This window comes from Novosphingobium nitrogenifigens DSM 19370, from assembly GCF_000192575.1.
Lineage (GTDB): Bacteria > Pseudomonadota > Alphaproteobacteria > Sphingomonadales > Sphingomonadaceae > Novosphingobium > Novosphingobium nitrogenifigens.
In genome coordinates this window covers 145305-171143 of record NZ_GL876934.1, presented here as the reverse complement: position 1 = coordinate 171143, position 25839 = coordinate 145305, and the positions used below count along the sequence as shown (strand labels likewise).

Genomic DNA, 25839 nt, shown 5'->3' with positions numbered 1-25839 from the left:
AATTTCCATGTCGCGGTGCGGGTGCGGCGGGAACCCGCTCTTGGACGCGATGGTGTCGTCGTTCCACACGCGCAGGTTGCCCCAGTGCATGCGGGCCGGATCATAATATTCGGCGAACGAAAAATGGTGACGGGCATCGAGCCAGCCGTGGTTGGCATGGCCGATACCGGCGAAGGGACGCAGTTCGATCATTGGTCTGTCTCCGCGGCGTTGCCGCCTTTGCAGGTGTTGCCGCCAATGTAGGGAAAGGCATTTGGCAATAAATGGAAATGATGGAAATGCATTGGTTCCATTTATTGCACATCGTTCCTTCGCCGGTCGACGGTCAGGCGATCGTCGGAATGATCCCGCCTTCGACGCGGATGGCCGCGCCATTGGTGATCGCGCCGAGAGGGCTGGCGAGCAGGGCGACTTGCGCGGCGATCTCGGCCGGATCGATCAGCCGCCGGATCAGCGACAGGGGACGCATGCGGGCAAAGAATTCGGCTTCGCGGTCGGCTTCGGGGGCATCCTTGTCATCGACGACGGAACGGATGAATTCGACGATCCCTTCCGACCGGGTCGGTCCGGGCATGACCGAATTGACCGTCACGCCGGTCCCGCGCGTCTGTTCGGCAAGGCCGCGCGCGATGGCGAGCTGCGCGGTCTTGGTCATGCCGTAGTGGATCATTTCCTGGGGCACGACGAGTGCGCTTTCGCTGGCGACGAAGACGATCCGGCCCCAGTTCCGCGCGATCATGCGCGGGAAATAATGGCGGGCGAGGCGCGCGCCGCTGACTACGTTGACTTCGAAGATATGGTGCCAGTCCGCGTCGGTGATCTCTGTAAACGGCTTGGCTTCATAGATGCCGAGGTTGTTGACCAGAATATCGACATCGGGAACCGCGGCGATCAGCGCGGCGGCGCCATCGGCCGTGGCCGGATCGGCCAGCACTGTTGCGACGCGGCCATGGTCGGCGACGATCCGCGCGGCGGCATCGAGTTTGTCGCGATTGCGGCCGCAGATCGTGACGATTGCGCCTTCGGCGGCAAGGCGCTGGGCGATGGCAAGGCCGATACCGGCGGTAGCGCCAGTGACGAGAGCGGTCTTTCCGGAGAGTTCGAGGTCCATGGATTGGGGCTCCGTGATGGGGGGCACGCAGAAGATAGTCACGGAGCCATCAGGTGATTAGAATGCACGACACCACGACAGAATTGACTCAAAATCACGGATGAGGCGATGGACAACCGGCTTGGCGAAATGGAAGTGTTTCTGGCCGTCGCGCGGCAAGGTAGCCTGGCCCGTGCCGCAAGCCATTTGCGGCTGACCCCTTCGGCCGTCAGTCGGACGCTGGCCCGGCTTGAGGCGCGGCTGGGCGTGCAACTGATCGCGCGGACCACGCGGGCACTCGCCCTGACGGCGGAAGGGGAAAGTTATCGCCAGAGAGTTGAAGGGCTGGTCGAAGAAATCGATTCGATCGAACGCGATTTCGGGACGTTGGAGCAGGGGCCCTCGGGGCGCTTGCGGGTCAATGCCTCGGTTCCGTTCGGCACGCATTGCCTGATCCCGATCCTGCCCGAATTCCAGCGGGAATATCCGGCGATCACGGTCGATCTGGCACTCACGGACACAGTGGTCGATCTGGTCGATGCGCGGGCCGACATCGCCATTCGCATCGGCCCCTTGCGCGATTCCCGACTGCGCGCGCGCAAGTTGGGGCATAGCCGCATGGCGGTCGTGGCGAGCCCGGAGTATCTTGCCCGACATGGTGAACCCGCAACGCCTGCGGATCTGGCTGACCATGCCTGTCTGCGGTTCAGCTTTCGCCGATCGATCGATTCATGGCCATTCCTGATCGACGGGGAAACGGTTCCGATGGTGGTCCGGGGACCGTTCCTGGGCAATTCGGGCGAAGTCGTGCGCCTGATGGCCGTGGCGGGCGGCGGCATTGCCCGCCATGCGCGGTTCCATGTCGGGGCCGATCTTGCCGCCGGGCGCCTCGTCGAGATCCTGAAGCCTTTCAATCCCGGCGACGGAGAGGACATTCACGCCCTTTACGTCGGGCACGACCGCCTTGCCGCCCGCATTCGCGCCTTTCTCGATTTCCTCGAACGCCATGTCGGGCCGGGACGAAACGGCCTCTGACACCTTGTCCTGTGTCGCCTATCCTGCGCAACCCTCGCCATGGCCGGCGGTTGCATCGGGGGTGCCGTCGCGCTTGTAGATGTCGGGCAGGATGGCCAGTGTCCCGTCGCTGCGGGTGGTGGCAGTGAAATAGGTCACATAGACCGGCAAGTGCATCGGCAGGTCGACGGTGGTCGTGCGCCCTGTGGCAATGATCGCCTTGACCTCGTCAGCCGATTTCACGTCCTGAACGAGCGTGGTTGCAAAGCCGATCGCATCGCTGACGCGAATGCAGCCGTGGCTGAAGGCGCGGGTGTCGCGGGCGAACAACTTCTTTTCCGGCGTGTCGTGCAGGTAGACGTTGAACGGGTTGGGCATCACCAGTTTCATTTGCCCCAGTGCGTTGGCGGGGCCCGGTTTTTGCCGATAGCTGGCGCCGGTGTGGATATAGCCGCGCTGACGGGCAAGCGCGGGGTGGCGCCGCATCATGCCGCCGATGCTTTCGCGCACGATCGCCGGGGGAATGTCCCACCAGGGATTGAACGTGACCCCGCTTACTTGCGCGGAGAAGGTCGGCGTGGGGGATTTGGTCTTGCCGACGACCACCGGCCAGGTGCCGACCTGCTGCCCGTGCCGCCACAGGCGCACTTCGAAGGCGGCGGCATTTACGAGCACATAGTCCGCCCCCAGCGACTGGGGCAACCACCGCCAGCGATCCATGTTGGTGGCGAGCGTTGCGCGTCGGGCCGGGTCTTTTTCGGTCGTATAGGCCGTTCGCAACAGGGCATAGTCGGGCGAACGCGGGCGCAAGTCGGCGAAGAAGCGATCGAGGCCGCTCTGCCCGCCTGAGGAGGGCTCGGCCAAAGCTTGGGCCAGTCGCGCGGGAAGGTCGATCCGGGTGTCGCTGTCGAGGATATGCCAGTCCTGTTTCGGGTCGGGGGCGTTGCGGCCGAGCAGGTGCATGCGCGCCAGACGAAGCGCCAGTGCCTCGGCAGTCCGGTCGATCGCCGCCTGATCGCCAGCGGCGCTCGCTTGATCCAGATCGGTTGCGGGAAGGATCGGCAGGGCGTCCTCGGGGGCGGCCGTCAACCAATGGCGCAGCACTGCGATCTGGCCGGGCGACCACGATGCCCGGGGCGCAGCATTCCCGCAGCATGAGACGAGCGCGGCCAGCGCGATCGCATGGCGTCCTGCCGCCAACAGATTGTTATGCCTCGTAATTCCGACGCGGGGGCGGCGAGATGTTGCAGTGCGATAAGTTGGCGCCATGTTGTTATCGATTCTTTTCATTGTAAGGGGGCGTTGAAAACCCGACGACCATACCCATGTTGCAATAATAAGGTTTCGGGAAACGCACAAAATGAAATTCAGCAGGCGCCATTTTATAGGTGCCGTTGCCGCCGGTTCGGCAGGGTTGGTTTCGTCGCGAGGTTTTGCCTCGGTCAAATCGGGTGAAAAGCCTGTCTTGCTTTCGCGTGCAATGGCTGCTCTCAAGTCGCATGGGGCGTCAATACCACATCATGACATGATCGGTATTGTCGATTTTTCCGCGCCCTCTCGTGTGCCGCGCTTCCAGTTGGTGGATGTCGGCAATGGTCGGGTCGTGGCCAACTTGCTGGTCGCACACGGCAGCGGATCGGATCCGGGCAACAGTGGCTGGGTCGAGCGGTTGTCGAACCGTCCCGGTTCGAACGCGTCGTGTCAGGGCAGCTTCCTGACCGGGGAGACTTATGTCGGCAAGCATGGTCATTCGCGACGTCTGCACGGGCTCGATCCGGACAACAGTCAGGCCGAAAGCCGGGCGATCGTCGTCCATGCCGCGAACTACGTCGATCGGCACATGGCTGCGGCGCATGGGCGGATCGGGCGCAGTCAGGGCTGCTTTGCCGTCTCGCCGGACGACATCAGCGAAGTTCTGGCGCGACTGGAGGCCGGGCGCCTGCTCTACGCCTCGAAATAGCGTGCGCCCGGTTGAACTTTGGGGTGATTGTGTCCGGTTCCCGCGTCCCATAAGTCGGCACGATATACGACGGGAAAGAGGAGCCGGAAAATGTTCAGGGCGATCATCGTTCAACCCGGTGGCGGGTTCGATCGGGTAACAGTCGGCACATGTCTGGCTCCGGCTCCCGGTCCGGGGGAAATCCGCGTCCGGGTTCACGCCAATTCGCTCAACTATCATGACTATGCCGTGGTGAGCGGGATGTGGGGGCCGGTCGAACCCCGCATCCCCATGGCCGATGGCGCAGGGGAAGTCCTTGCCGTGGGTGATGGCGTTCAGGATTTCGTGCCCGGCGACCGGGTGGTCAGCACGTTCTTTCCGACATGGCTCTCCGGCGTTCCCGAGGTCGTCGGATTTGCAACCGTTCCGGGCGATGGCGTCGACGGCTATGCCCGCGAGGAAGTGACCGCCCCGGCAACCTCGTTCACCCATGCGCCCAAGGGATGGACTCATGCCGAGGCCTCTACCCTGACGACGGCGGGCCTGACTGCATGGCGCGCGCTCTTTGCCGACGATCATGTGAAACCCGGCGATACCGTGCTGGTGCAGGGGACCGGCGGCGTTTCGATCTTTGCCCTTCAGTTCGCGAAAATGGCCGGGGCCAGGGTCATCGCCACATCATCCAGTGATGAGAAGCTGGAACGCCTGCGGGCGATGGGTGCCGATCATGTCATCAACTATCGCGCTGATCCCGAATGGGGTGCCACCGCGCGTACCCTGACCGGCGGGCGCGGTGTTGATCATGTGGTCGAAGTCGGTGGTCCGGCGACGCTGGCGCAATCGATGGAGGCGGTGCGCACGGCCGGTCACATTTCCGTGATCGGCATCCTGAGCGGTGTCGATGCCGCGCTTAACCTTGTTCCCGCGCTCGTGCGCCAGATCCGCCTGCAAGGCGTTCTCGTCGGCAGCCGCAGCCACCAGATCGACATGATCCGCGCCATCGATGCCCATGGTGTGCGCCCGGTCGTGGACAGCGAATTCCCGCTCGAAGACATCGTCGCGGCTTTCCGTCATCAGGAAAGCAATCGTCATTTTGGCAAGATCTGCCTGACGTTCTGAATGGCTCGGGCAGGCTTGGGCCTGCCTGCGTCACGAGATGCTGATTTTCGGGATTCGCCTGGTTCAAGGCGATGGCGGAGACGCCGGGATTCGAACCCGGGGTGCCCCCTTAAGGGCACGACGGTTTAGCAAACCGCTGGTTTCAGCCACTCACCCACGTCTCCGGATCGTAGCGGCGAAGGCGGCCTATAACCGGCGTTGGCGGGGTGGGCAAGGGGGAGGGGGTCTTTTTCTGCCTGTGGACAAATGTGGCGCGTTCAAGGGCGTCCGGGCGGATTTCCCGCGCTTTCCGGCGTAAATTCGATTCGGCTCATCGCCGGTTCATTGCGGGACCGGAATTGTCCACGGAAAGAAATAGGGTTGCCTTGCCATATCGGGCGGGCACGGGAAACGTGGTGGTCATGACGCAGACAGTGGCATTTCGGGCAATGGAACTTCGTGGCATTCGCGGCGCGGCGACGGCATGTGCAGTGCTGGCCGTGTTGGCAGGCCCCGTCGCGCGGGCGCAAGTCCAGACGATCGACCCCAATTCGGCAGTCGATGCCGATCTCAATCAATCCCGGACCAGTTCGTCGCGGGCCAGCACGAGTGCCGCCCAGACTTCTGTTCCCACTTCTTCGGTATCGTCGGGACCGGTTCAGGCCGCGCCTTCTTCATCGACCTATTCGTCGTCGCCGACTTATGGGGCGTCTTCTGCACCGTCCTCGACCGGTGGACCTGTCGGCGGGCCGACGGCCTATCCGCCCGCTCATCCTGCGCCCAGCGATTCGGTCTATCATGAAAACGACCTGATCGGGGCTGCCGAAGGCGTGTTCGGCAAGGGCGCGCGGGGGCTGGCGCTGATGATCCGCGACTTGCTCAAGAAACAGGGCGAGCCCAATGCCTATATTACCGGGCGCGAAGGCGGCGGGGCTTTCGTCCTTGGCCTTCGCTATGGTTCGGGCACCTTGCATCACAAGATCGAGGGCGAAATGCCGGTCTATTGGACCGGGCCCTCGCTCGGCTTCGATTTCGGGGCCAACGCGGGCAAGACTTTCGTTCTCGTCTACAATCTCAACGATACCGCCGACCTCTTCCATCGGATCGGTGCGGGCGAGGGGCAGGCCTATCTTCTGGGCGGCTTCAACATTTCCTACCTGCGGCGCGGCGACCTGGTGGTCATTCCGGTGCGCATGGGGGCAGGGTTCCGGCTGGGTGTCAACGCGGGCTACATGAACTTTACCCACAAGGGGAAGTGGCTGCCGTTCTGAGCGGTGATTCCGGCAAAACCGGGCCGGGGTTGAGGCAAAAAAGCGCTCGCTTTCGTACGTAAATGGGTTGCGCGCGTGGTCCTGCGGGCGCATGGGGGCGCCGCCGGGCGGCCCCGCGCCGCTCCCCTTTCGCCCGATTGTCAGGCCGCCAAGACCGAGGAAAGCCGCTTGCCCATGCTCGAAGCCCTTGCCACCCAGCCCGCCGACGCCCTGCTGGCGCTCATCAAGCTCCACAACGCCGATCCGCGCGCCGACAAGATCGACTTGGGCGTGGGCGTCTATCGCACCGGCGATGGCGCGACTCCGGTGTTCAAGGCGATCAAGGCTGCCGAAGCCCGCCTGCTCGAAACCCAGAATTCGAAGGCCTACCTCGGCCCCGAAGGTGACATGGGCTTTGTCCACGCGCTGATCCCCTATGTTTTCGGTGCCGATTTCGACACCACCCGCGTTGAAGGGATGCAGGCTCCCGGCGGTACCGGTGCCGTGCGCCTTGCCATCGAAGTGGCCAAGCGCGCAGGGGCCAAGCGCATCCTGATGGGCACGCCCTCGTGGCCCAACCATGCGCAGATCGTTGCCGCCGCCGGTCTCGAACTGGTGACGTTCCGCCACGTCACGCCCGAAGGCACCGCCGACCTCGACGCGCTCAAGGCTGCGCTTGCCGCGGCCGGTGAAGGCGACGTCGTGCTGCTGCACGGCTGCTGCCACAACCCGAGCGGCGTCGATTACACCAGGGCGCAGTGGGACGAAATCGCGCCGCTGCTTGCCGAACGCGGCATCATGCCGTTGATCGACCTTGCCTATCAGGGGCTTGGCGAAGGCATGGAAGCCGACGCTTATGGTCTGCGCAAGGTTCTGGCGCATGTTCCCGAAGCTCTGGTTGCCTATAGCTGCGACAAGAACTTCGGCCTCTATCGCGATCGCGTCGGGGCGTTCTATGCCGTGACCAGCGATGCCGACGCGCTTGCTCGTGCCATGGCGAACGGTGCGACGATCGCTCGTGCCAGCTGGTCGATGCCGCCCGATCACGGTGCTGCGGCGGTCCGCATCATCCTCAACGACAAGGACCTGACGGCCCAGTGGCTGGCTGAACTCGACGATATGCGTGACCGCATGCGTTGGGTCCGCGATCGCCTCGCTTCGGCCCAGCAGGTCGGTGCGATCCCGATGGGGCCGCTCGGCACGCAGAACGGCCTGTTCTCGATGCTGCCGCTTTCGTCGGAACAGATCCTTGCCCTGCGCGAAAAGCACGGCGTCTATATGGCGGGTTCAGGCCGCATCAACATCGCGGGCCTGACCACCGGCAACATCGAGAAGTTCATCGACGCCCTGCGCGATGTCGCTTGATCTTCGGGCCTGACTTTCAGGTTCGATTGTAAAAAAGGCGGAACCGTTCGCGCGGTCCCGCCTTTTTTGTGGTCATCGCGCAAAGCCGCGCACATGATATCCCGGTTCTCGTCACCCCGGACCTGATCCGGGGTTCCGCTTCCGCCGCAGGAAAGGGGGAGGTGTCAGGCTCCCTGTTCGAGGCTCTGCATCCGCTTGAGATAGCGGGCGAGCACGTCGATTTCGAGATTGACCGGATCGCCGACCTTGAGCGCGCCCAGCGTCGTCACTTCGGCGGTATGGGGAATGATGTTGATGCCGAACCGGGCGCGGCCGTCGGCTTCGTCGGTAATACCGTTGACGGTCAACGAGACGCCGTTGATCGCGATCGAGCCTTTCGAGGCGATGTAGGGGGCAAGATCGGCGGGGGCGAAAAAATCGATCCGGCGCGAGGCGCCTTCGGGGGTGATCGCCGCGACTGCGCCGACGCCGTCGACATGGCCGGTCACGATATGACCGCCCAGTTCGTCGCCGACTTTCAGCGCCGGTTCGAGATTGATCTCCGCGCCTTCCAGCCATTGGGCCGGGCACGTACGGCTGATCGTTTCTGCCGAGACGTCGACCGCGAACCAGCCGATGCCCGGTTCCCCGCCAAAGCCCGTCCCCTTTTCGACGACAGTCAGGCACACGCCCGAGCATGCGATGGACGCGCCGATCGCGATGGTGTCCTGGCGCCGGTCGGTGCTGATGGTGATGCGCCGGTCGCCCCGGTCGGTGACCGCCAGCACTTTGCCGACTTCGACGACGATGCCCGTGAACATGGCGGTACTCCTGATGATTGGGTGTTTGAGGGACGGCGCGGTTCAGCGCGACCGTTCGTAGATTTCGAGAGTGTCGTTGCCAAGCGCGCGATGGGACACGAGCTGCCAGCGGCCATGGGCCGCATCGAGTCGGTCGAGCCCGATGTCGCCGATGGCGGCGAGCCCGTCTCCGATCAGGATCGGCGCACGATAGAGCAGGAGCCGGTCGACCATGTCGACGGCAAGGAAATGGGCTGCCGCCTGCGCACCGCCTTCGACAAAGAGATATTGTGCATCGTCAAAGGCGCCGGGGGCGGTGATGTCGGACACCGCGCTCCATCCGTCCGGCGCCGTCCCGCGCGTCAGCACCCAGCGCAGGGGGCTGCGTTCGGCAAGACCGGGCAAGCGGACATCGAGCCGGGGCGCGTCGATGCGCAAGGTGCCGCCCCCGACGAGGATGGCGTCGGCGCGCGCGCGTTCGGCATGGGCGTGGGCCCGCGCGGCGTCCCCGGTGATCCAGCGGCTTTCGCCCGAAGGCAGGGCGATTCGCCCGTCGAGCGAAGTCGCGAGCTTGAGCGTCACCTCCGGTCGCCCTTCGCGAGTGCGTCGCAGATAGCCTGCGAGCGAGGCGCGCGCGGCGGGGCAATCGATCAGGTCGACGGCAATCCCTGCGTCGCGCAACCGGGCGATGCCCTGACCCGCCGTGCGGGGGTCGGGGTCCGTGCAGCCGACCACGACGCGCGCGGGGCGGGCCGCCACGACCAGATCGGCGCAGGCCGGACCGCGGGGGCTGACATGGGCGCAAGGTTCGAGCGTGACGTAGAGCGTTGCGCCCCGTGTCGCATCCCCGGCCATGGCGAGTGCCTCGGCTTCGGCATGGGGTCGTCCGCCGGCACGGGTAAAGCCGCGCCCGACGACACGGTTTTCGCGGACCAGCACGGCGCCCACGGCCGGGTTGGGGCGGCTGAGCGGGCGTCCGCGCGCGGCAAGCGCGGCGGCAGAACGCATCCAGTCGGCATCGGTGGGCACGGCGTGGGAACTCAGTTCCCGGCTGCCGGGGAGGGATCGATCACCGGCTTGGCTCCCTTTTCCATATAGCGATCGAGCAGGGCCTTGTTTCGGTTGAATTCCGCTTTCTCTTCAGCGCTGCGTTCGGCGTTGCCGTCCTTGTACATCTTGTCGGTGTCGAGGCCGGTTGCCGCGCCCACGGCCTTGTACATCTTGCGGATGTCCTCGGCGCGGCGTTCTTCCTCGGCGGCTTCGGCCTTGGCCTTGCGTGCGGCGGCGATGTTGCCCGCAATGATTTCGGCGTCGCTGCGATTGGCGCGCCAGCTTTCGAAATAGATCACCTTGGGCGGCGGCGGCAGGGCGCGGCCTTCCTGATGGATCATGAGCCAGAAAATGCTCCCGGTGACGGTCGCGGCAAGCACCATACCGGTCCAGCGGTATTCGCTCGGCGCGCCCAGCACCTGCCACAGGTCGAGGATCGCCCGGCGGGGGGAAACGTTGCGGAAAAACTCCTTCATGGGCGCTTCATAGGGATTGTGCGGCCAACTTGCCAGATGGCGCTATCCAAAGGGCGCATAGAGGGCGCGGCCATGGCGTTTGAGCCAGGCATTGGCATCGGCCACCGGCGCCTCGAACAGCGCGTCGAGATGGGCGTGAAAGGCCGGGCTGTGGTCGAAATGCGAAAGATGGGCGACTTCATGCGCGACGACCGAGCGGCGAACGAAATCGGGTGCCATGATCAGGCGCCAGTTGATGCGGATGGTGCCGTCGGCGGAACAACTGCCCCAGCGCCGTTGCGCGCGCGACAGGGTGATGTGGGGCGCCGTCTTGCCCGCGCGGGCGCAATAATGCGCCAGATCCTGCGTACACAGGCGCAGGGCTTCCTGTTCCAGCCAGCGCGCGATCCGGGGCTGAAGCGCGTCCTTGGGCCCTCCGATCGCGAGTTGATTGTCGATGATCGCCGGGCGGCGAGAGGCATCGGCACGCCAGTTGATCAGGAGCAGGACGCCGCGATAAGGAACGGTGCCGCCCGGTTCGGGCGCCGCATCGCGAGGCTGGCGCGACACTTGCGCGGCGATCCAGTCTGTCCGCGAGTTCGCGAAAGCAAGCGCGTCGCGGATCGGTACCCAATGAGGAATGGTGAGCCGCGCGGTTTTCCCGTCGGGCGCGAGGCGCAAGGTCATCCGGCGGGCATGGCCGAGCCGCCGCACGTGCAGGGGCAGGGGCCCGTCCGGGAGCGCGAGTTCGAATGTCTCGGTCCCGCCTGTCGGAGCGGGCGGCGCGGTTTTCCGCCCCCCGATCCGCGCGCGGGCGAGCCAGTCGATCATGCCTGGTCTTCGCCTTCCAGCCAGGCGGCCATGTCGAAGGGCAGGCCATCGTCACGTACGACATGTTCCTCGAGCGGTCCGGCGACCACTTCGCTGATCGCCTTGCCCACGACCGACTTGCCGCGCCGGTGGACCGCGTCGCGATCCCCGCATTCGAGATAGTGCCAGTCGGGCAGGGGCCGGTCCTCTGCGCGCAGGCGATAGGCGCATGTCTCGGGCAGCCACGCGACATCGGCGACCAGACGCGGAGTGAGGCGCAGGCAGTCGGGCACCATCGCCTTGCGGTGTCGGTAATCGGCGCATCGCGCAGTCGAAAGGTCGAGCAGGCGGCAGGCGACATTGGTCTGGTAGACCGTGCCGGTATCCTCGTCCTCCAGCTTGTGCAGGCAGCATTTGCCGCAGCCGTCGCACAAGGCTTCCCATTCGGCGCGGGTCAGGCTCGCGAGCGGCTTGTCCCAGAAACGTTCAGTGGTCATCGTACCCACTTTTCCAGTTCGGCGGCGACCGCCTTGCCGTCCTGATCGACGGGGAGCAGGGCGACGGGCTTCCCGTCCGGATCCATCAGATAGGAGGCGCGGCTGTGGTCCATGAGATAGGCGTCCGGCGTGCTTCCGGCATGTTTCTGGTAATAGACGGCAAAGGCCTTGGCCGCGACCGCGACCTGTTGCGGAGTGCCTGTCAATCCGACCAGCTCGGGGCCGAAGGCCGAAGCGAACTGTCCCACGACTTGCGGCGTGTCGCGCGCGGGGTCGATCGAGATGAACATCGGTACGACCCTTGCGGCCTGCGCCGGATGGGCGCGCGCGAACAGGTGATAGCCCTGCATCAGGTGTTGCACGTCGAGCGGGCAGATGTCGGGGCAGAATGTGTAGCCGAAATAGAGCACGCGCCATTTGCCTGCGAAATCGGCATAGCGCACGGTCTTGCCGGTCTTGTCGACAAGCGTGAAGTCGCCGCCGAGCGCGGTCCCGGCAAGCGGCGGATCGACCGCGCCGCCGCCATGGCAGGCCGAAAGAGCCGGAAGGGCAGCGGCCAGCAGGACTGCGGCCGCAGCGGAGCGCCAGGGGCGCTTGCGAAAGGGGGCAAGGATCGGGGGCATGGTGCTTGCGGTTCTTGCGCTGCAAGCCGCCCGCTGGCAAGAGCCACCGGGGGTGCGACGAAAAGGGACCGACAGGACGTGATCACTATCATGAACAGCGGGATCAAGAGGAACGGCGCAGTAACCGTCTCGACCGGGACTGCATCGCCTGTCCGCCGCATGCTTCGCCGGGGCGGGCTGATGCTGGCGACCCTGGCTGCCTTTGCGGTGGTCGCCCCTGCGCAGGCGCAGTTTTCGCCGAGCTACAAGTTTCTCGATGCCGTCAAGAAGAAGGACGGCGACGCGGTCAACGATGCGTTGAGCAATCCGGCGAGCCAGATCGTCAACACCCGCGACCTCACCACCGGGGAATCGGCGCTCCATATCGTGACTGCCCGGCGCGACCTCACCTGGATGCAATTCCTGGTCAGCAAGGGCGCGAATGTGAACGTTGCCGACAACAAGGGCACAACACCGCTCGAAGTTGCGGCTGAGCTTGGTTTCGTCGAGGGCGTCCAATACCTTATCAGCGCCGGCGCACGGGTGGACGAATCCAACAACACCGGCAGCACGCCCTTGATCGAAGCGGTCAGCCGTCGCGATCTGGCCCTTGTCCGCGTCTTGCTGAAAGCCGGGGCCAACCCCGACCGCCCCGACAATTCCGGCCGTTCGGCGCGCGACTATGCGCAGCTTGAAGGCAAGAACAGCAACGTCCTTGCCGAAATCGAGAATTCGACCAAGGAAAAGGCCGCCGCCGGCGCGACCCGCAAGACGTATGGGCCGACGTTCTAGGCGGACCGACGTTCCAGGAAAACCGGCCGATCGGGCCGCGCGATGATGACAGGTAAAGAGGCTTTGCGATGACAGATGCACAGACCGTAGCGGGGGAAGACGGCTTCCGCATCGCGCTGGCGCCTCATGTGGCCGAGGCCGCCGCGTTCGACGGATGGACCGACGCGGCCGTCGATGCGGCTGCCGAAGTGATCGGTGCGGACCCGGCGGCGGCGCGGTTCGCGTTCGGGGGCAAGCCCATGGCGATGATCGCGGCCTGGACCGAGGCGATCGACGCGGAAATGTGCGAAGCCCTGCCGTTCGAGCGTCTGGCGACGTTGCCGATCCGTGAACGCATTCGCGCGCTGGTGCAGTTCCGGCTCGACGCCGTGGCCGGTCGCGAGGAAGCGCTGCGCCGGGCTCTCATCGAAATGGCAAAGCCGGGCAATGTCGCGACCGCGACTCGCCTCGGCTGGAAAAGCGCCGATGCCATGTGGCGTCTGGCAGGCGATACCGCGACCGATTACAACCATTATACCAAGCGGGCGACGCTGGCGGCGATCTATGCCGCGACGCTGGCCGTGTATGCCGATGATCGCAGCGAGGATCACGAGGAAACCCGTGCTTTCCTGTCGCGCCGGATCGACGGGATCATGCGTTTCGAGAAGTTCAAGGCGCAATTGCTCAAGCCCAAGGGCGAGCGGCCGAGCCTGACGCGCCTGCTTGGCCGTCTGCGTTATCCGGCCCGCTAAGAGTTTCGAGTTTCTGGGATTTTTCGGAATTGCCTTGACCTGAATCAACTATTGCGAATGACTTGCAATTGCCAGCGCATTGTGGCAGCGATGCTCGGGTGACTCTCGATCAACTTCCTCTCGGCACACTGGCGCGAATCGACTCGGTCGATTGGCCCGCGCTCGTCCCCGAAGAGGCGCAGCGCCTGCGCGCGCTCGGCCTCGACGAAGGGGCGCATATCCGTCTCGCCTATCGCGGGGTGTTTCTGGCCCGCGACCCGCTCGCGGTCGAGATCGGGCGGATGACGGTCGCGCTGCGTCGCGTGCACGCCCGCGCCATGCATGTCACGCCGGTCGGGGATGACATTGCGGATCAATCGTTGACGGACGTGCGGGTATGAGCCGGGGACCCACTGTTGTCGCATTGGTCGGCAATCCCAATGCCGGGAAAAGCGCCCTGTTCAACGCGTTGACCGGTGCGCGGCAGAAAATCGCGAATTATCCGGGTGTTACGGTCGAGCGTAAGGCAGGGCGGTTGCTCCTGCCCAATGGCGAACCGGTCGAACTGGTCGACTTGCCCGGCACTTACGGGCTTGAGGCGACCAGCCCCGACGAGGAAGTGACGCGGCGCGTCATCATGGGCGAACAGCCCGGACAGGCGCAGCCCGATGTCCTCGTCATCGTGCTTGATTCGTCCAATCTCGAACAGCATCTGGTCCTCGCGCAGGAAGTGCTCGAACTCGGGCGTCCGACAGTCGTCGCGCTCAACATGATCGATCTTGCCGAGCGGGACGGTCTGGTGCTCGATCCGGCCGCGCTGTCGGCCGAACTCGGGGTGCCGGTCATTCCGACCGTCGCGGTGCGCCGCCGGGGGCTGGGTGATCTTGGCGCGGCCGTTGCTGCCGCGCGGGAACAGGCCCGGGCCGCTCCGCCGCAGCCGCGTGCGCATCTCCTCCTGCCCGAACGGCGGATGATGGCACGGACGATGGCGCGTGGGGCAGTGCTGTCGGAAACCTCGCGCCATCGGCTCCATGCCCGGCTCGACCGCGTGCTGCTGCACCCCTGGCTCGGGCCGCCGGTTCTCTTTGCGCTGCTGTTCATCGTGTTCCAGGCGGTGTTCAGTTGGGCCAAGCCGTTTCAGGACGGGCTCGACGGCCTGTTTTCCGCTCTTGCCGACTGGCTTCGCGGGGAAATGCCCGCGTCGCTCCTGCGCGACCTCCTGACCGATGGCGTCATTGCCGGGGTCGGCTCGGTGATTGTCTTCCTGCCGCAGATCCTTGTTCTGTTCTTCTTCATCCTCGTGATGGAGGCGACCGGGTACATGGCGCGCGCGGCTTTCCTGATGGACCGCCTGATGGCCGGTGTCGGCCTGTCGGGGCGCAGTTTCATCCCGCTTCTCTCCAGCTTTGCCTGTGCAGTGCCGGGGATCATGTCGACGCGTTCGATCACCGATCCGCGCGACCGTCTGACGACGATCCTGATCGCACCGATGATGACCTGTTCGGCGCGCCTTCCGGTCTATGCGGTGATCATCGCAGCGTTCATCCCCGCGCGACAGGTTCTTCCCGGGATCGGCCTGCAAGGGCTGGTGCTGTTCCTGCTCTATGTCGCGGGGATCGTCGGGGCCATGGTCGTGGCGCTGGTGTTCCGTCGCACGGTGACACACGGCGAAGCTTCGGGCTTCATCATGGAATTGCCCAAGTATCAGTTGCCGACGGTCAAGGATCTGGCGCTGGGGCTGTTTCAGCGGGCCTGGATTTTCCTGCGTCGGGCAGGGACGATGATTTTCACGGTGGCCGTGGTCCTGTGGCTGCTGCTCAATTTCCCGCGTGCCGAACCGGGCAAGGACCAGGTCGATGCCTCGATCGCAGGGCACATCGCCAATGGTCTTGCCGTGGTGGTCGAGCCGATCGGGTTCAACCGCGACATCGCTCTTTCGCTGATCCCGTCGATGGCTGCGCGCGAAGTCGCGGTCAGTTCGCTGGCGACGACATATGCCGTGGGCAGCAGCAACGACGACGATGCGCGCGCAGTCGGCCTTGCGACCGAGCTCAAGCGTCACTGGAGCCTTGCGACAGCGCTCGCGTTCCTTGCCTGGTTCGTATTCGCGCCACAGTGCATGTCGACGATTGCTGTGACCCGGCGCGAGACCAACGGGTGGAAATGGCCCGCCTTCATGCTCGGCTATCTTTTCGCGCTTGCCTATGCCTTTGCCGGTCTGGTCTATTGGACGGCGATCGCCTTCGGGCTTGGCTGAATCTGCTGGGCTGAATCTGGGGAAAACGGCGGCGTCCCATTACGAGGGCGCGCGTGTTTGGGCTAATTCCCCCGCTCGCGAGTGAACAAGGAACACGATTCGATGGCAGGCAGCGTCAACAAGGTCATCCTCGTCGGCAATCTCGGTGCCGATCCGGAAGTCCGTTCGTTTCAGAACGGGGGCAAGGTCTGCAACCTGCGCATCGCCACTTCGGAAAGCTGGAAGGACCGCAATTCGGGCGAACGCCAGGAACGCACCGAATGGCACAGCGTTGCCATTTTCGGTGAAGGCCTGGTCGGGGTCGCCGAACGCTTCTTGCGCAAGGGCTCGAAGATCTATGTCGAAGGCCAGTTGCGCACCCGCAAGTGGCAGGACCAGAACGGTCAGGACCGCTACACTACCGAAGTCGTTCTGCAGGGGCCGGGCGCAGTCCTGACCATGCTCGACGGGCCGGGCGGCGGCGATCGCAGCGGCGGTGGCGGCTTTGGCGGCGGTGAGCGTAGCGGCGGCGGTTATGGCGGCGGCCAGCGTTCGGGCGGTAGCGGCGGTTTCGGCGGCGGCAACAGCGACCGTGGCGGCTTCGGCGGAGGTTCGAGCGGTGGCTCGGGTGGCGGTTTTGGCGGCGGCTCGGGCGGTGGTTTCGGCGACGATCTCGACGACGACATTCCGTTCTGATCGGTTCCCCGACTATTCCGGTTTTGCGATACGCGCGGTTCAGGTGCCGCGCGTATCGCCATAAAGATGAATGTGGAGCCTGTCGGTGACGCGCCATCCGGCGTCGATCGCGGCCTGTGCCAGCCAGCGCGAGCGTTCGCGCAAAGTGGCGCTGTCGGTGCCTTCGGGCATGACGAAAAGCCGTTCCGGCACGATCCCGTAGGTTGCGACAAGTTCGCGCACTTGCGTCAGATCGTCGGGCGTCGCGATCACGAACTTGAAATAGGCGCGCGGATCGGCCGCCCATGCGGCAAGACGTTCGGGGATCAGGGCAAGATCGGCCGGATTGCCCGAATGCGCCAGTTTCGGACTGACATTGTACTGATCGATGAGAGCGTCGAGCGCCGGGGTGGGTGCGACCGAGCCGTTGGTCTCGATCTCGATGTGCATGGCCTCGTTGCCCGCACGGACTGCTGCAATCATGCGGGCAAGGGCAGGGGCCTGCAACAGGGGTTCCCCCCCCGTCACGACCAGGCGGGGAACGCCGAAAGCCAGAATCCGTGTCGCAATGTCGCCTTCGTCGGCCGTGATCTGATTGGCCGTGCGTTCGAACGCGATGTCATCGCGATGGGGGCGATTGTCGCCCGAAAAGCGCCAGGTATAGGCCGTGTCGCACCAGCGGCAGGCAAGGTTGCACCGCGACAGGCGCACGAAGACCGATGGGCGCCCGAGCGATGCGCCTTCCCCCTGCAGCGAGGCGAAAAGTTCCGCCTCGCCGGGGGTGGTGGTGGCAAGGACCAGTGCCACGGGGCCGGTCCTTAGCCGAGCCGCTTGAGCGCGGCGCTGAGGCGTTCGGCTTCGGCGGTGTGGTGCGCGTGGTCCGCGCGGGCCTTTTCGACTGCCTCGGGCTTCGCGCGTTCCACGAACGACGGGTTGGAAAGCCGACCGGCCAGAGCCTTGGCTTCCTTTTCCGACGTCGCCAGCGCCTTTTCGAGGCGGGCCTTTTCCGCCGCGATGTCGATCAGGCCTTCGAGCGGGACGATGAGCATGGCGTCGCCCGCTCCGACCTGCATCGCCGCGCCCTGCGGCGCAGGGGTGAGATGGATGGCCGACAGCCGCGCGAGGCGGTCGATCGCCGGGCCGTTGGCGGCGATGATCGCCCGTGTCGCCTCGCTCGGTTCGGGCAGCCATGCTTCGAGCTTGGCGCCCGGCGCAATGCCCAGTTCGTTCTTGGCAGTGCGGAAGCCCGAGACCAGCGCGATCAGCCATTCGACTTCGGCCTTGGCGCCTGCATCGACAGCGGCACCCGGTTCGGGCCAGCGGGCGAGAATGAGATCGGTCTCCCGTTCACCGAGTGCATGCCACAGTTCTTCGGTCACGAAGGGCATGAAGGGGTGGAGCATGACCAGGATCTGATCCAGAACCCAGCCTGCGACGGCCTTGGTCTCGGCGTCGAAATTGCCCTTGATGAACTCGATGTACCAGTCGCAGAACGTGTCCCACGCAAAGCGGTAGACCGCCTGTGCCGCTGCGTCGAAACGCAAGTCGGTCATCGCCTGGTCGAGCGTTGCGAGCGTTTCGACCACTTCGCCGATGATCCAGCGGTTGACCGCGCTGGTGGCGACAGGCGCGGCAAGGCTGCTTGATGCGCCGATCCCGTTCGACTGGCAGAAGCGCGCGGCGTTCCACAGCTTGGTCGCGAAGTTGCGATAGCCTTCGACGCGGCGTTCATCCATTTTCACGTCGCGACCCTGGCTTTCCATCGCGCACATGAAGAAACGCAGGGCATCGGCGCCGTACTTGTCGATCAGGCCGAGCGGATCGACCACATTGCCCTTCGACTTCGACATCTTCTGCCCGTCGGCCGCGCGGACGAGACCGTGGAGATAGAGGCGGCGCCAGGGCACTTCCTTCATGAAGTGCAGGCCCTGCATGGCCATGCGCGCGCACCAGAAGAACAGGATGTCGAAGCCCGAGACGAGCAGGTCATTGGGATAGTGACGCGCGAGCAGCGGGGCATCCTCGTCCGGCCAGCCGAGCGTGGCGAAAGGCCAGAGCGCGGAGGAGAACCAGGTGTCGAGCACGTCCTCGTCGCGGGACAGGACAACGCCTTCGCCGGCAAGGGCCTGCGCCTCTTCCTCGGTTTCGGCGACATAGATGCCGCCCTTGTCGTCGTACCATGCCGGGATGCGGTGGCCCCACCACAGCTGGCGCGAAACGCACCAGGGCTGGATGTTTTCCATCCAGTTGAAATAGGTCTTTTCCCAGCTCTTGGGGACGATCTCGATGGCGCCCGAACGCACCGCCTCGATCGGCGCCTTGGCCAGCGTTTCAGCGTCGACATACCACTGGTCGGTCAGCCAGGGTTCGATCACCACGCCGCCGCGATCGCCGAACGGCGTCTGGATCGTGCGCGGCTCGGCGTCATGCTCGACCCCGTCCTTGTCGACATGGGGGAAGAGGAACCCGCCGTCCTTCATCGCCGCAACGATTTTCGTGCGCGCGTCGAAACGGTCGAGGCCGAGGTATTCTTCCGGCACGAGGCCGTCGGCGGTCTGGATGACCTGTGCCTCGGCATCGAACATGTTGAACATCTCGGCAGGCTTGATCCCTGCGCGCTTGCCGACTTCGAAGTCGTTGAAATCGTGTCCCGGCGTGATCTTGACCGCGCCCGAGCCCAGTTCGGGATCGGCGTGCTCGTCCGCGACGATCCGGATCCGGCGCCCGGTCAGCGGCTGTTCGATAAAGGCGCCGATGACCGACTTGTAGCGCGGATCTTCGGGATGGACCGCGACCGCCATGTCGGCGAGCATGGTTTCGGGACGCGTGGTCGCGACCTCGATATAGTCGAGCCCGTCTTCGCGCAGGACGCCGTCGGCCAGCGGATAGCGGAAGTGCCAGAAGCCGCCCTTCACTTCGCGGGTTTCGACTTCAAGGTCGGAAATCGCGGTCTTGAGCCGGGGGTCCCAGTTGACCAACCGCTTGTCGCGATAGATCAGCCCTTCGTTGTAAAGGTCGACGAAGACCTTGACCACGCCGCGGGTGAAATGCGGGTCCATGGTGAACTGTTCGCGGCTCCAGTCCATCGAACAGCCCAGGCGGCGCAGCTGGCGCGTGATCGTGCCACCGCTCTGGGCTTTCCATTCCCAGACCTTGGCGACGAAATCCTCGCGCGAATAATTGGTGCGCTTGTCCTGCTGCGCTTCCATCTGGCGCTCGACCACCATCTGGGTGGCGATACCGGCATGGTCGGTGCCGACCACCCACAGCGCGTCCTTGCCGCGCAGGCGTTCATAGCGGATGACGACGTCCTGCAACGTGTTGTCGAGCGCGTGCCCGATATGCAGGCTGCCCGTCACGTTCGGCGGCGGGTTCACGATCGTGAAGGGTACCGCCTCGGGACGTTCGGGGCGAAAGCGCCCGTTCGTTTCCCAATGGTCGTACCATTTCGCCTCGATGGCGGCCGGTTCGAACGTCTTGGCCAGCGCTTCGGGCGTTTCGGCGAGCGTCTCGGCGTTCTGGGCGGTTTCTTGCGGAATCGCGTCGGTCATGCCCGGCGCCTTGCCATCCCGGCGGCCTGCCTGCAACCGTCTGTCCTGCAACAGGTGATCGTGCGCGGGGGACACGCCACCCTTTGTTGCGCATCCATACCAAGGCTTGCCGCTGCGCCGGATTTCGCTCATGTAGCTGAACTGATGACGGAAACGGCCGATTTCACCCTTACGTCCGGCGAGAACGGCGACACTCTGGTGTTTTCCGGGCCGATGACGGTTGCAACGCTGGGAGGGCTCGATGCTCGCCTGCGTGAAATCGAAACGCCGATCGCGCGGATCGACCTTGCCGATGTCCCGATGATGGACACCGTCGGGGCCTGGACCTGCTGGCGCCTGTCGCGCGATACCGGTGCCGAAATCGTCCACCCATGCGAAGCGGCGGAACGGCTGATCGGGGCCTTGGAAAAGGTCGACGACGGGGGCGAGCCGACGCAAGCGGGCGGACTGCCCGTATGGCTGCGGGTTCCGGCCAAAGTCGGCGACACCGTTTTTGGCCTTGCGGCAGGCGCGGTCGAGGTTCTGGGCTTTTTCGGGCAGATGCTGCTCGCGACTTGGGGGCTGCTGCGCCATCCCGGGCGCTTCCGTTTCAATGCGTTGGTTCACCAGATGGAACTGGTCGGCGTCAACGCGCTGGCGATCGTCGGGCTGATGAGCTTCCTTGTCGGGATCGTCATTGCCCAGCAGGGCGCGGTGCAGCTGCGGCAGTTCGGGGCCGAAGTCTATACCGTCAATTTGGTCGGGCGCCTGACCTTACGTGAACTCGGCATCCTGATGACCGCGATCATGGTCGCGGGCCGGTCGGGATCGGCGTTCGCAGCGCAGCTCGGCACAATGAAGCTGAACGAGGAAATCGACGCCATGCGCACGATCGGTGTTTCGCCGATGGAGGCGCTGGTACTGCCGCGTATCCTTGCGACCGTGCTGATGTTGCCCGTGCTGGGCGTCTATTCGGCGGTGGTCGGGATCATCGGCGGCGCGTTCCTGTCCTCGCTGACGCTCGACATTCCTTTTTTCAGCTTCCTTGCCCGCATTCGTGAAGTCGTGCCGGTGCACGACGTCTGGGTCGGTCTGTTCAAGGGGCCGGTGTTCGGCCTCATCGTATCGGTCGCGGGCTGTTATCAGGGGATGCAGGTCAAGGCCAATGCCGAGGAAGTCGGCCTGCGCACGACGTCCGCCGTGGTCATGGCGATTTTTACGGTTATCGTGCTCGATGCCTTTTTCGCTGTGTTCTTCACCGAAGTGGGCTGGGGGTAAGGATGACGAACCCCGTCCTTGAAGGCGAGGATGTCCTGATCCGGGTGCGCGACTTGTGCAATGCCTTTGGCCCGCACGTCGTTCACGAACATCTCGATCTCGACGTCCGGCGGGGTGAGATCATCGGTGTCGTCGGTGGTTCGGGCACCGGCAAGTCGGTGCTGATGCGTGCGATCATCGGTTTGCAGATCCCGACAGAAGGCTCGATCGAAGTGCTCGGGCAGTCGATCACCGATGCGCGCGACGATCACGAGATCTCGATCCGCAATCGCTGGGGCGTGCTGTTTCAGGGGGGGGCGCTGTTCTCGACGCTGACGGTCGGGGAAAACGTCGAAGTCCCCTTGCGCGAGTTCTATCCCGAGATCGGCGACGAATTGCGGGCCGAGATCGCCCGGTACAAAGTCCTTCTGAGCGGGCTTCCGGCCGAGGCGGGCGACAAATACCCGGCAGAGCTTTCAGGCGGCATGAAAAAGCGCGCAGGCCTCGCCCGCGCGTTGTCGCTCGACCCGGAACTTCTCTTTCTCGACGAACCCACTGCCGGGCTCGATCCCATCGGTGCGGCCGCGTTCGACCAACTCATTCTCAACCTTCAGCAAACGCTGGGGCTGACAGTGTTCCTGATCACGCACGATCTCGACACGCTTTATGAAATCTGCGACCGCGTGGCGGTGCTGGCGGACAAACGGGTGATTGCCGTGGGCACGATCCCGCAACTGCTCGCGCTCGATCACCCGTGGATCCAGGAATATTTCAACGGCCCGCGCGGGCGCGCCGCCAAGGCTGCGCAAGAGCGGGCAGCAACTGCCGGCACGCCGGGCTGACAGCGCGAGGATACAGGCACGAGATGGAAACGCGCGCAAATCATATCTGGGTCGGGGCAGTCACGCTGTTCCTGCTGGTCGGCGTTGCTGCGCTCGCGATCTGGATCGCGCGGCTCAACCATCCCGAACAGCGGCAGTACGACATCTTCTTCAAGCAATCGGTCGAAGGCGTGGCCAAGGGATCGACGGTGTCGTTCTCCGGGGTTCCCGCCGGGCAGGTTGCCGACATCTCGCTGTGGGAGAAAGACCCCGAATTCGTGCGGGTGCGCATCCGCATCGACCGGAAAGTGCCGATCCTGATCGGGACGACCGCCAGCCTTCAGGGCAGCTTTACCGGCGTGACCACGATCCAGCTGTCGGGCGCAGTGCGCGGTGCGCCGCCGATTACCGAGAAAGGCCCGGCGGGCGTTCCGGTCATCCCGACCAAGCGCAGCGGTCTTGGCGAGCTTCTGTCGAGCGCGCCGGTCCTGCTCGACCGCCTCGCCGGATTGACCGATCGTTTGAGCATGTTGGTCTCTGACCAGAACATCAAGGCGGTCGATCATATCCTCGGCAATACCGAGCGCATGACCGGCAGCCTTGCCCAGGCCGCGCCCGAAGTGAAAGCAACGCTGGCCGAGTTGCAGGCGACTATCAGGCAGGCGAACTACACGCTCGCCAGCTTTGAAAAGCTGTCGGATTCGACCAACGATTCGATCAACAATCCCGACAAGGGCGTGGTGCGCCAGCTTCGCGAGACGCTCAAGTCCGCCAATGCGGCTGCCAATTCGTTGCAGGGCATGGTCGACGATGCCCGGCCGGGGATGCGTCGCCTGAACGATCGCACGCTGCCTGCGGCGGAAAGCGCACTGCGCGACCTGCAGACGACGACCCGCTCCTTGCGCGATCTTACCGACCAGATGAAGGATCGCGGCGTCGGGACCCTGATCGGCGGGCCGCAACTGCCCGATTACAAGCACTGATGTCCATTCCGAGCGAGGCACCGATGGTCCGGCATTTCCCCAAAGCCACGAAGGCTCTCCATCCGGCCAAGGCCGTGCTGGCTCCGCTGTTGCTGCTTCCGCTGCTCGGCGGTTGCGTCAATCTCGGCCTGGGCAATGCCAAAGTGCCCCCGACGCTGCTAACGCTGACGCCGCAGGCGGTCCCGGCTTCGGGTGCGACGATCAGCGGCAAGCCCGACAGCGCCTTGAGCGTGATGGAGCCGGAAACGCCGGCGAAGCTCGCGGTGCTGCGGGTGCCGGTCGCGGTCGACGAATCACGTGTCGCCTATCTGCGGCAGGCGCAATGGGTGGAGCGTCCGTCGCGCCTGTTCCAGCATCTGCTTGCCGAAACGCTTCGCGCCAAGGACGGGCACCTCATCAGCGAAGGCGACAGCCTGACCCATGGGCCGATCCTGTCGGGACGCCTGATCGACATGGGGTATGATGCGCAAGATCACGCGGTGGTCGTGCGCTTCGACGCTGTGCGCCAGATGCCCGACGGGACGATTGCCACGCGCCGTTTCGACGCGAGCGTGCCCCACGTCGATGCCAGTGCCGAAGAAGTCGGGCCGGCGCTCAACCGCGCGGCCAATCAGGTCGCGCAGCAGGTCGCCGACTGGGTCGGCTGACCTGCTTGCGCATTATGCCTGTATAACCGGGGTCAGGCGGTTTCCGTCGTCCGCGCCAGAGCGGCAAAGCGTGCGGCGGCAAGGAAAGCGGCGCGACGGCGGTCGCGGCGGGCCTGCGCTTCGGCATCCTTGCCCCAGAGTTCGGCCTGCCAGTCTTCTTCGAGGCTGGCGGCATCCCACAAGGCATCGAGATCGGCACCGTCCTCGATCGCGGCGAGCCCCACGATCAGCGACGCGGCAAGGCTGGTCAGGTTGACGAGCGCTGCCAGAGTGAAGGGATCGAGTGTTTCGAGATGGGCGCGCAGGGTTTGCAGCGTTTCGGGCGGGTGGGGGAAGTGGATCACCCCGGCGACGCGCGAAAAACGAACGCCGAACCGCTCTTCACTGGTTGCAACGATCGGTTCCCAGACGATGGTCTGCCGTTCCCCCAACGCTTCGTCTGGTTCCGCGCGATAGCACAGGGTATCGGTATCGGCATAAGGCAAGAGACCTGCAATCGCCTCGGCCGGGTCGGCCGCGACGATGTCGAGGGCATGGTCGGCCATGTCGCGAAAGGCAAAGCGAGTCGTGTCGATCTCTTCGCCTTGATCGGCCCATTCGGCGACCAGTGCGTCCCCCAGCGCCGAAGTCGGCAGGGCTTGCGGACGCCCACCCTGGGTCTTGACCGCGCGCCCGTCGAGCAGGACGCGAAAACCATGTTCGTCCCGGCCCAGGCTTGCATCGCGATAGAAACGTTTCATTCGGGTCCTTTCCCCCATTTCTTCCATTTGCGGGCCAATCCGACCGGCCCGGCAAAAAACAGCAGCACGCCGATGGCAAAGAGCCCATAGCCCAGCGGTGCCGGTATACCGGCGAGAGCGGGTTGTCCGCCGCTCAGCACCACGACTCCGGCCAAAGCTGCCACCGCCCCGACCAGACGCATCGCCTGCAGGGCGAGGAAACGGGGCAGGGCGGGGTCGCGGCTCAATCTTCCATGCCTTTGAGCAGGAGGCGCAGTTCGCGGACCGATCCGGCGACGGCCTCGGCGCCTGCTTCGACCAGTTCATCGGGGTGGTGATAGCCCCAGTCGACCCCGATCGCGCGGACCCCGGCATTGACGGCCATGGCCATGTCGTAGGCGGTGTCGCCGATCATCACTGTCTGCGCGCGGTCGGCGCCGGTGGCGTCAAGGCAGGCTTCGACCATCGAGGGGTCGGGTTTCGAAGGGTGGCGGTCGGCGGTCTGCAAAGTGACGAAATGTCCGGTCAGCCCATGCCGTTCAAGGCAATGCGCAAGGCCCCGGTCGCTCTTGCCGGTGGCAACGCCGAGCAGCCATCCCGCCGCATCGAGGTCCGCGATCAGCGCGGCGATACCGTCATAGAGCGGTTCCCCAACCGATCCCGCTTCGCGACGGGCGCGAAAGGCGTCCTTGTAGGCCTGCACGAGTTCGGAGGTCAGGGCCCCATCGCCTTCGGGATGCAGCTGGCGGATCGCTTCGCCCAACGACAGGCCGACGATGCGGCGGATTTCGTTTCGCGGCGGGGCGGGCAGGCCCCGGTCGGTAAAGGCCGCTTCCATGGCAAGGGCGATGTCGGCCTGGCTGTCCACCAGAGTGCCGTCGCAGTCGAATATGGCCAGGCGCAGGGACATCGCTCTCTCCTTCAGGGCACCAGCGCGCGCATCAGCGCGGCAATGCCGCCCGCGCCCGTGGTTTCCAGCCCCATCGTCACGCGGGCGCGTTCGTCGGCGGGTTTGTTCTGCGAAAGCTTGAACGTCGGGCGCCATGCCGTGACGTCGAGTTCGAAGCCGACGATGGCATCGAGCAAGCGCGAGAGCGTCGTTTCGGGCACTTTGTCGAGCGTCCACGGGGCCCCGTCGAGTCGTGCCTCGTGGCGGGACGACAGCCCGGCGAGCAGTTCGACGAGCCCGGCGCGATCGAGTCGGCGCACCGATCCCTCGCATTCGATGGCAACGTAGTTCCACGTCGGCACTTGTGCGGGGTCGGCGTACCAGCGCGGCGAGACGTAGCCGTCCGGCCCGTTGACGACCACGAGTGCACCCGTCGTTTCAAGATGCCGGGTAAGGGCATTGCCCCGCGCGAGGTGAAAGGCGATGCGCCCGTCGCGATGCAGCAGCGGGGTATGCGCGACGCGCGGTCCGTCCGGCGTGGTTGCAAAGACCATGCCGAAGCCGACTTCCTCGATGACTTCGACGCAAAGGTCGCGGTCATCGAGGCGAAAGGCGGGATTGGGGTGCATGA

Annotated in this window: 29 protein-coding genes and 1 tRNA gene; 14 read left to right on the top strand and 16 right to left on the bottom strand. The window is 64.9% G+C overall.

Annotated features, from left to right (window positions below):
* The coding region (locus Y88_RS14940) for a pirin family protein (RefSeq protein ID WP_040702604.1) at positions 1-192 on the bottom strand (192 nt) is incomplete at its 3' end.
* Positions 193-325: 133 nt separating this feature from the next.
* A complete protein-coding gene (locus tag Y88_RS14935; protein ID WP_008070737.1) occupies positions 326-1111 on the bottom strand; it encodes an SDR family NAD(P)-dependent oxidoreductase in 786 nt (261 codons plus the stop codon).
* Positions 1112-1219: 108 nt separating this feature from the next.
* Here Y88_RS14935 and Y88_RS14930 point away from each other — a divergent pair, with 108 nt between their 5' ends.
* The gene (locus Y88_RS14930) at positions 1220-2125 is read left to right on the top strand and encodes a LysR family transcriptional regulator (RefSeq protein ID WP_008070735.1); all 906 of its coding nucleotides are present in this window, start codon (positions 1220-1222) and stop codon (positions 2123-2125) included.
* A gap of 18 nt (positions 2126-2143) precedes the next feature.
* Here Y88_RS14930 and Y88_RS14925 read toward each other — a convergent pair whose 3' ends face one another.
* A complete protein-coding gene (locus Y88_RS14925; RefSeq protein ID WP_008070734.1) occupies positions 2144-3304 on the bottom strand; it encodes a L,D-transpeptidase family protein in 1161 nt (386 codons plus the stop codon).
* A gap of 160 nt (positions 3305-3464) precedes the next feature.
* On the opposite strand from Y88_RS14925, the gene Y88_RS14920 reads away from it, so the two are divergent.
* Both Y88_RS14920 and Y88_RS14915 read left to right on the top strand, forming a co-directional pair.
* Complete coding sequence (locus Y88_RS14920) at positions 3465-4064, top strand: murein L,D-transpeptidase catalytic domain family protein (RefSeq protein WP_026166964.1); 600 nt, start codon at positions 3465-3467, stop codon at positions 4062-4064.
* Positions 4065-4154: 90 nt separating this feature from the next.
* Positions 4155-5162 (top strand): zinc-dependent alcohol dehydrogenase family protein, encoded by a 1008-nt coding sequence (locus Y88_RS14915; RefSeq protein WP_008070730.1) that lies wholly within the window; start codon positions 4155-4157, stop codon positions 5160-5162.
* A gap of 72 nt (positions 5163-5234) precedes the next feature.
* On the opposite strand, the gene Y88_RS14910 is transcribed toward Y88_RS14915, so the two are convergent.
* Positions 5235-5326 (bottom strand) — tRNA-Ser (locus Y88_RS14910).
* Positions 5327-5590: 264 nt separating this feature from the next.
* Here Y88_RS14910 and Y88_RS14905 point away from each other — a divergent pair.
* The gene (locus Y88_RS14905; RefSeq protein ID WP_018075800.1) at positions 5591-6412 is read left to right on the top strand and encodes a DUF1134 domain-containing protein; all 822 of its coding nucleotides are present in this window, start codon (positions 5591-5593) and stop codon (positions 6410-6412) included.
* Positions 6413-6586: 174 nt separating this feature from the next.
* Positions 6587-7756: an amino acid aminotransferase gene (locus tag Y88_RS14900; protein WP_026166966.1), complete on the top strand. Its 1170-nt coding sequence runs from the start codon at positions 6587-6589 to the stop codon at positions 7754-7756.
* A 164-nt stretch (positions 7757-7920) separates the two neighbouring features.
* Here Y88_RS14900 and Y88_RS14895 read toward each other — a convergent pair whose 3' ends face one another.
* From Y88_RS14895 to Y88_RS14870, 6 genes are read right to left on the bottom strand one after another with little or no spacing between them, the layout of a single operon-like run.
* Positions 7921-8556 (bottom strand): riboflavin synthase, encoded by a 636-nt coding sequence (locus Y88_RS14895; protein ID WP_008070727.1) that lies wholly within the window; start codon positions 8554-8556, stop codon positions 7921-7923.
* Between the two features lie 42 nt (positions 8557-8598).
* The gene (ribD, locus tag Y88_RS14890) at positions 8599-9564 is read right to left on the bottom strand and encodes a bifunctional diaminohydroxyphosphoribosylaminopyrimidine deaminase/5-amino-6-(5-phosphoribosylamino)uracil reductase RibD (protein ID WP_008070724.1); all 966 of its coding nucleotides are present in this window, start codon (positions 9562-9564) and stop codon (positions 8599-8601) included.
* Positions 9565-9575: 11 nt separating this feature from the next.
* Positions 9576-10061 (bottom strand): hypothetical protein, encoded by a 486-nt coding sequence (locus tag Y88_RS14885; RefSeq protein ID WP_008070714.1) that lies wholly within the window; start codon positions 10059-10061, stop codon positions 9576-9578.
* A gap of 42 nt (positions 10062-10103) precedes the next feature.
* The gene (locus Y88_RS14880) at positions 10104-10871 is read right to left on the bottom strand and encodes a M48 family metallopeptidase (RefSeq protein WP_008070712.1); all 768 of its coding nucleotides are present in this window, start codon (positions 10869-10871) and stop codon (positions 10104-10106) included.
* Positions 10868-11347 (bottom strand): YcgN family cysteine cluster protein, encoded by a 480-nt coding sequence (locus tag Y88_RS14875; RefSeq protein ID WP_008070711.1) that lies wholly within the window; start codon positions 11345-11347, stop codon positions 10868-10870. The genes Y88_RS14880 and Y88_RS14875 overlap by 4 nt, the downstream gene beginning before the upstream one ends.
* Positions 11344-11970: an SCO family protein gene (locus Y88_RS14870; RefSeq protein ID WP_008070709.1), complete on the bottom strand. Its 627-nt coding sequence runs from the start codon at positions 11968-11970 to the stop codon at positions 11344-11346. Before Y88_RS14870 ends, Y88_RS14875 begins: the two co-directional genes overlap by 4 nt.
* 78 nt (positions 11971-12048) lie before the next feature.
* Here Y88_RS14870 and Y88_RS14865 point away from each other — a divergent pair, with 78 nt between their 5' ends.
* The 5 genes from Y88_RS14865 to ssb all read left to right on the top strand — a co-directional run bounded on the left by Y88_RS14865 (position 12049) and on the right by ssb (position 16383).
* A complete protein-coding gene (locus tag Y88_RS14865) occupies positions 12049-12741 on the top strand; it encodes an ankyrin repeat domain-containing protein (RefSeq protein ID WP_008070708.1) in 693 nt (230 codons plus the stop codon).
* Between the two features lie 68 nt (positions 12742-12809).
* Positions 12810-13472, top strand: a complete 663-nt coding sequence (locus tag Y88_RS14860; protein ID WP_008070706.1) for a COQ9 family protein — start codon at positions 12810-12812, stop codon at positions 13470-13472.
* A gap of 98 nt (positions 13473-13570) precedes the next feature.
* Entirely contained in the window at positions 13571-13852 is a 282-nt protein-coding gene (locus tag Y88_RS14855) for a FeoA family protein (RefSeq protein ID WP_008070705.1), read from the top strand.
* Positions 13849-15708 (top strand): ferrous iron transporter B, encoded by a 1860-nt coding sequence (feoB, locus tag Y88_RS14850; RefSeq protein WP_018075804.1) that lies wholly within the window; start codon positions 13849-13851, stop codon positions 15706-15708. The genes Y88_RS14855 and feoB overlap by 4 nt, the downstream gene beginning before the upstream one ends.
* A 102-nt stretch (positions 15709-15810) precedes the next feature.
* Complete coding sequence (ssb, locus tag Y88_RS14845; protein WP_026166967.1) at positions 15811-16383, top strand: single-stranded DNA-binding protein; 573 nt, start codon at positions 15811-15813, stop codon at positions 16381-16383.
* Positions 16384-16422: 39 nt separating this feature from the next.
* On the opposite strand, the gene Y88_RS14840 is transcribed toward ssb, so the two are convergent.
* Positions 16423-17169, bottom strand: coding sequence for a 7-carboxy-7-deazaguanine synthase QueE (locus Y88_RS14840; RefSeq protein ID WP_008070702.1), 747 nt, complete (start codon positions 17167-17169; stop codon positions 16423-16425).
* Between the two features lie 11 nt (positions 17170-17180).
* Complete coding sequence (locus tag Y88_RS14835) at positions 17181-19913, bottom strand: valine--tRNA ligase (protein ID WP_232281101.1); 2733 nt, start codon at positions 19911-19913, stop codon at positions 17181-17183.
* Between the two features lie 144 nt (positions 19914-20057).
* Between Y88_RS14835 and Y88_RS14830 the strand changes: the two genes are divergently transcribed.
* Genes Y88_RS14830 through Y88_RS14815 form a run of 4 tightly spaced genes read left to right on the top strand, consistent with a single transcriptional unit; the run spans position 20058 to position 23600 of the window.
* Complete coding sequence (locus Y88_RS14830) at positions 20058-21170, top strand: MlaE family ABC transporter permease (protein ID WP_008070700.1); 1113 nt, start codon at positions 20058-20060, stop codon at positions 21168-21170.
* Between the two features lie 2 nt (positions 21171-21172).
* A complete protein-coding gene (locus tag Y88_RS14825) occupies positions 21173-21991 on the top strand; it encodes an ABC transporter ATP-binding protein (RefSeq protein ID WP_008070696.1) in 819 nt (272 codons plus the stop codon).
* Positions 21992-22014: 23 nt separating this feature from the next.
* A complete protein-coding gene (locus tag Y88_RS14820) occupies positions 22015-22953 on the top strand; it encodes an MlaD family protein (protein WP_008070695.1) in 939 nt (312 codons plus the stop codon).
* The gene (locus Y88_RS14815) at positions 22953-23600 is read left to right on the top strand and encodes an ABC-type transport auxiliary lipoprotein family protein (protein ID WP_008070694.1); all 648 of its coding nucleotides are present in this window, start codon (positions 22953-22955) and stop codon (positions 23598-23600) included. The genes Y88_RS14820 and Y88_RS14815 overlap by 1 nt, the downstream gene beginning before the upstream one ends.
* Before the next feature lie 32 nt (positions 23601-23632).
* On the opposite strand, the gene Y88_RS14810 is transcribed toward Y88_RS14815, so the two are convergent.
* The 4 genes from Y88_RS14810 to Y88_RS14795 are packed head-to-tail and all read right to left on the bottom strand — an operon-like array spanning position 23633 to position 25837.
* Positions 23633-24340 (bottom strand): ATP12 family chaperone protein, encoded by a 708-nt coding sequence (locus tag Y88_RS14810; RefSeq protein ID WP_008070693.1) that lies wholly within the window; start codon positions 24338-24340, stop codon positions 23633-23635.
* Positions 24337-24567, bottom strand: coding sequence for a hypothetical protein (locus tag Y88_RS14805; RefSeq protein WP_008070692.1), 231 nt, complete (start codon positions 24565-24567; stop codon positions 24337-24339). Before Y88_RS14805 ends, Y88_RS14810 begins: the two co-directional genes overlap by 4 nt.
* Positions 24564-25229, bottom strand: coding sequence for an HAD-IA family hydrolase (locus tag Y88_RS14800; protein WP_008070690.1), 666 nt, complete (start codon positions 25227-25229; stop codon positions 24564-24566). Before Y88_RS14800 ends, Y88_RS14805 begins: the two co-directional genes overlap by 4 nt.
* Positions 25230-25240: 11 nt before the next feature.
* Positions 25241-25837 (bottom strand): FMN-binding negative transcriptional regulator, encoded by a 597-nt coding sequence (locus Y88_RS14795; protein WP_008070689.1) that lies wholly within the window; start codon positions 25835-25837, stop codon positions 25241-25243.
* Positions 25838-25839 lie beyond the last annotated feature (2 nt).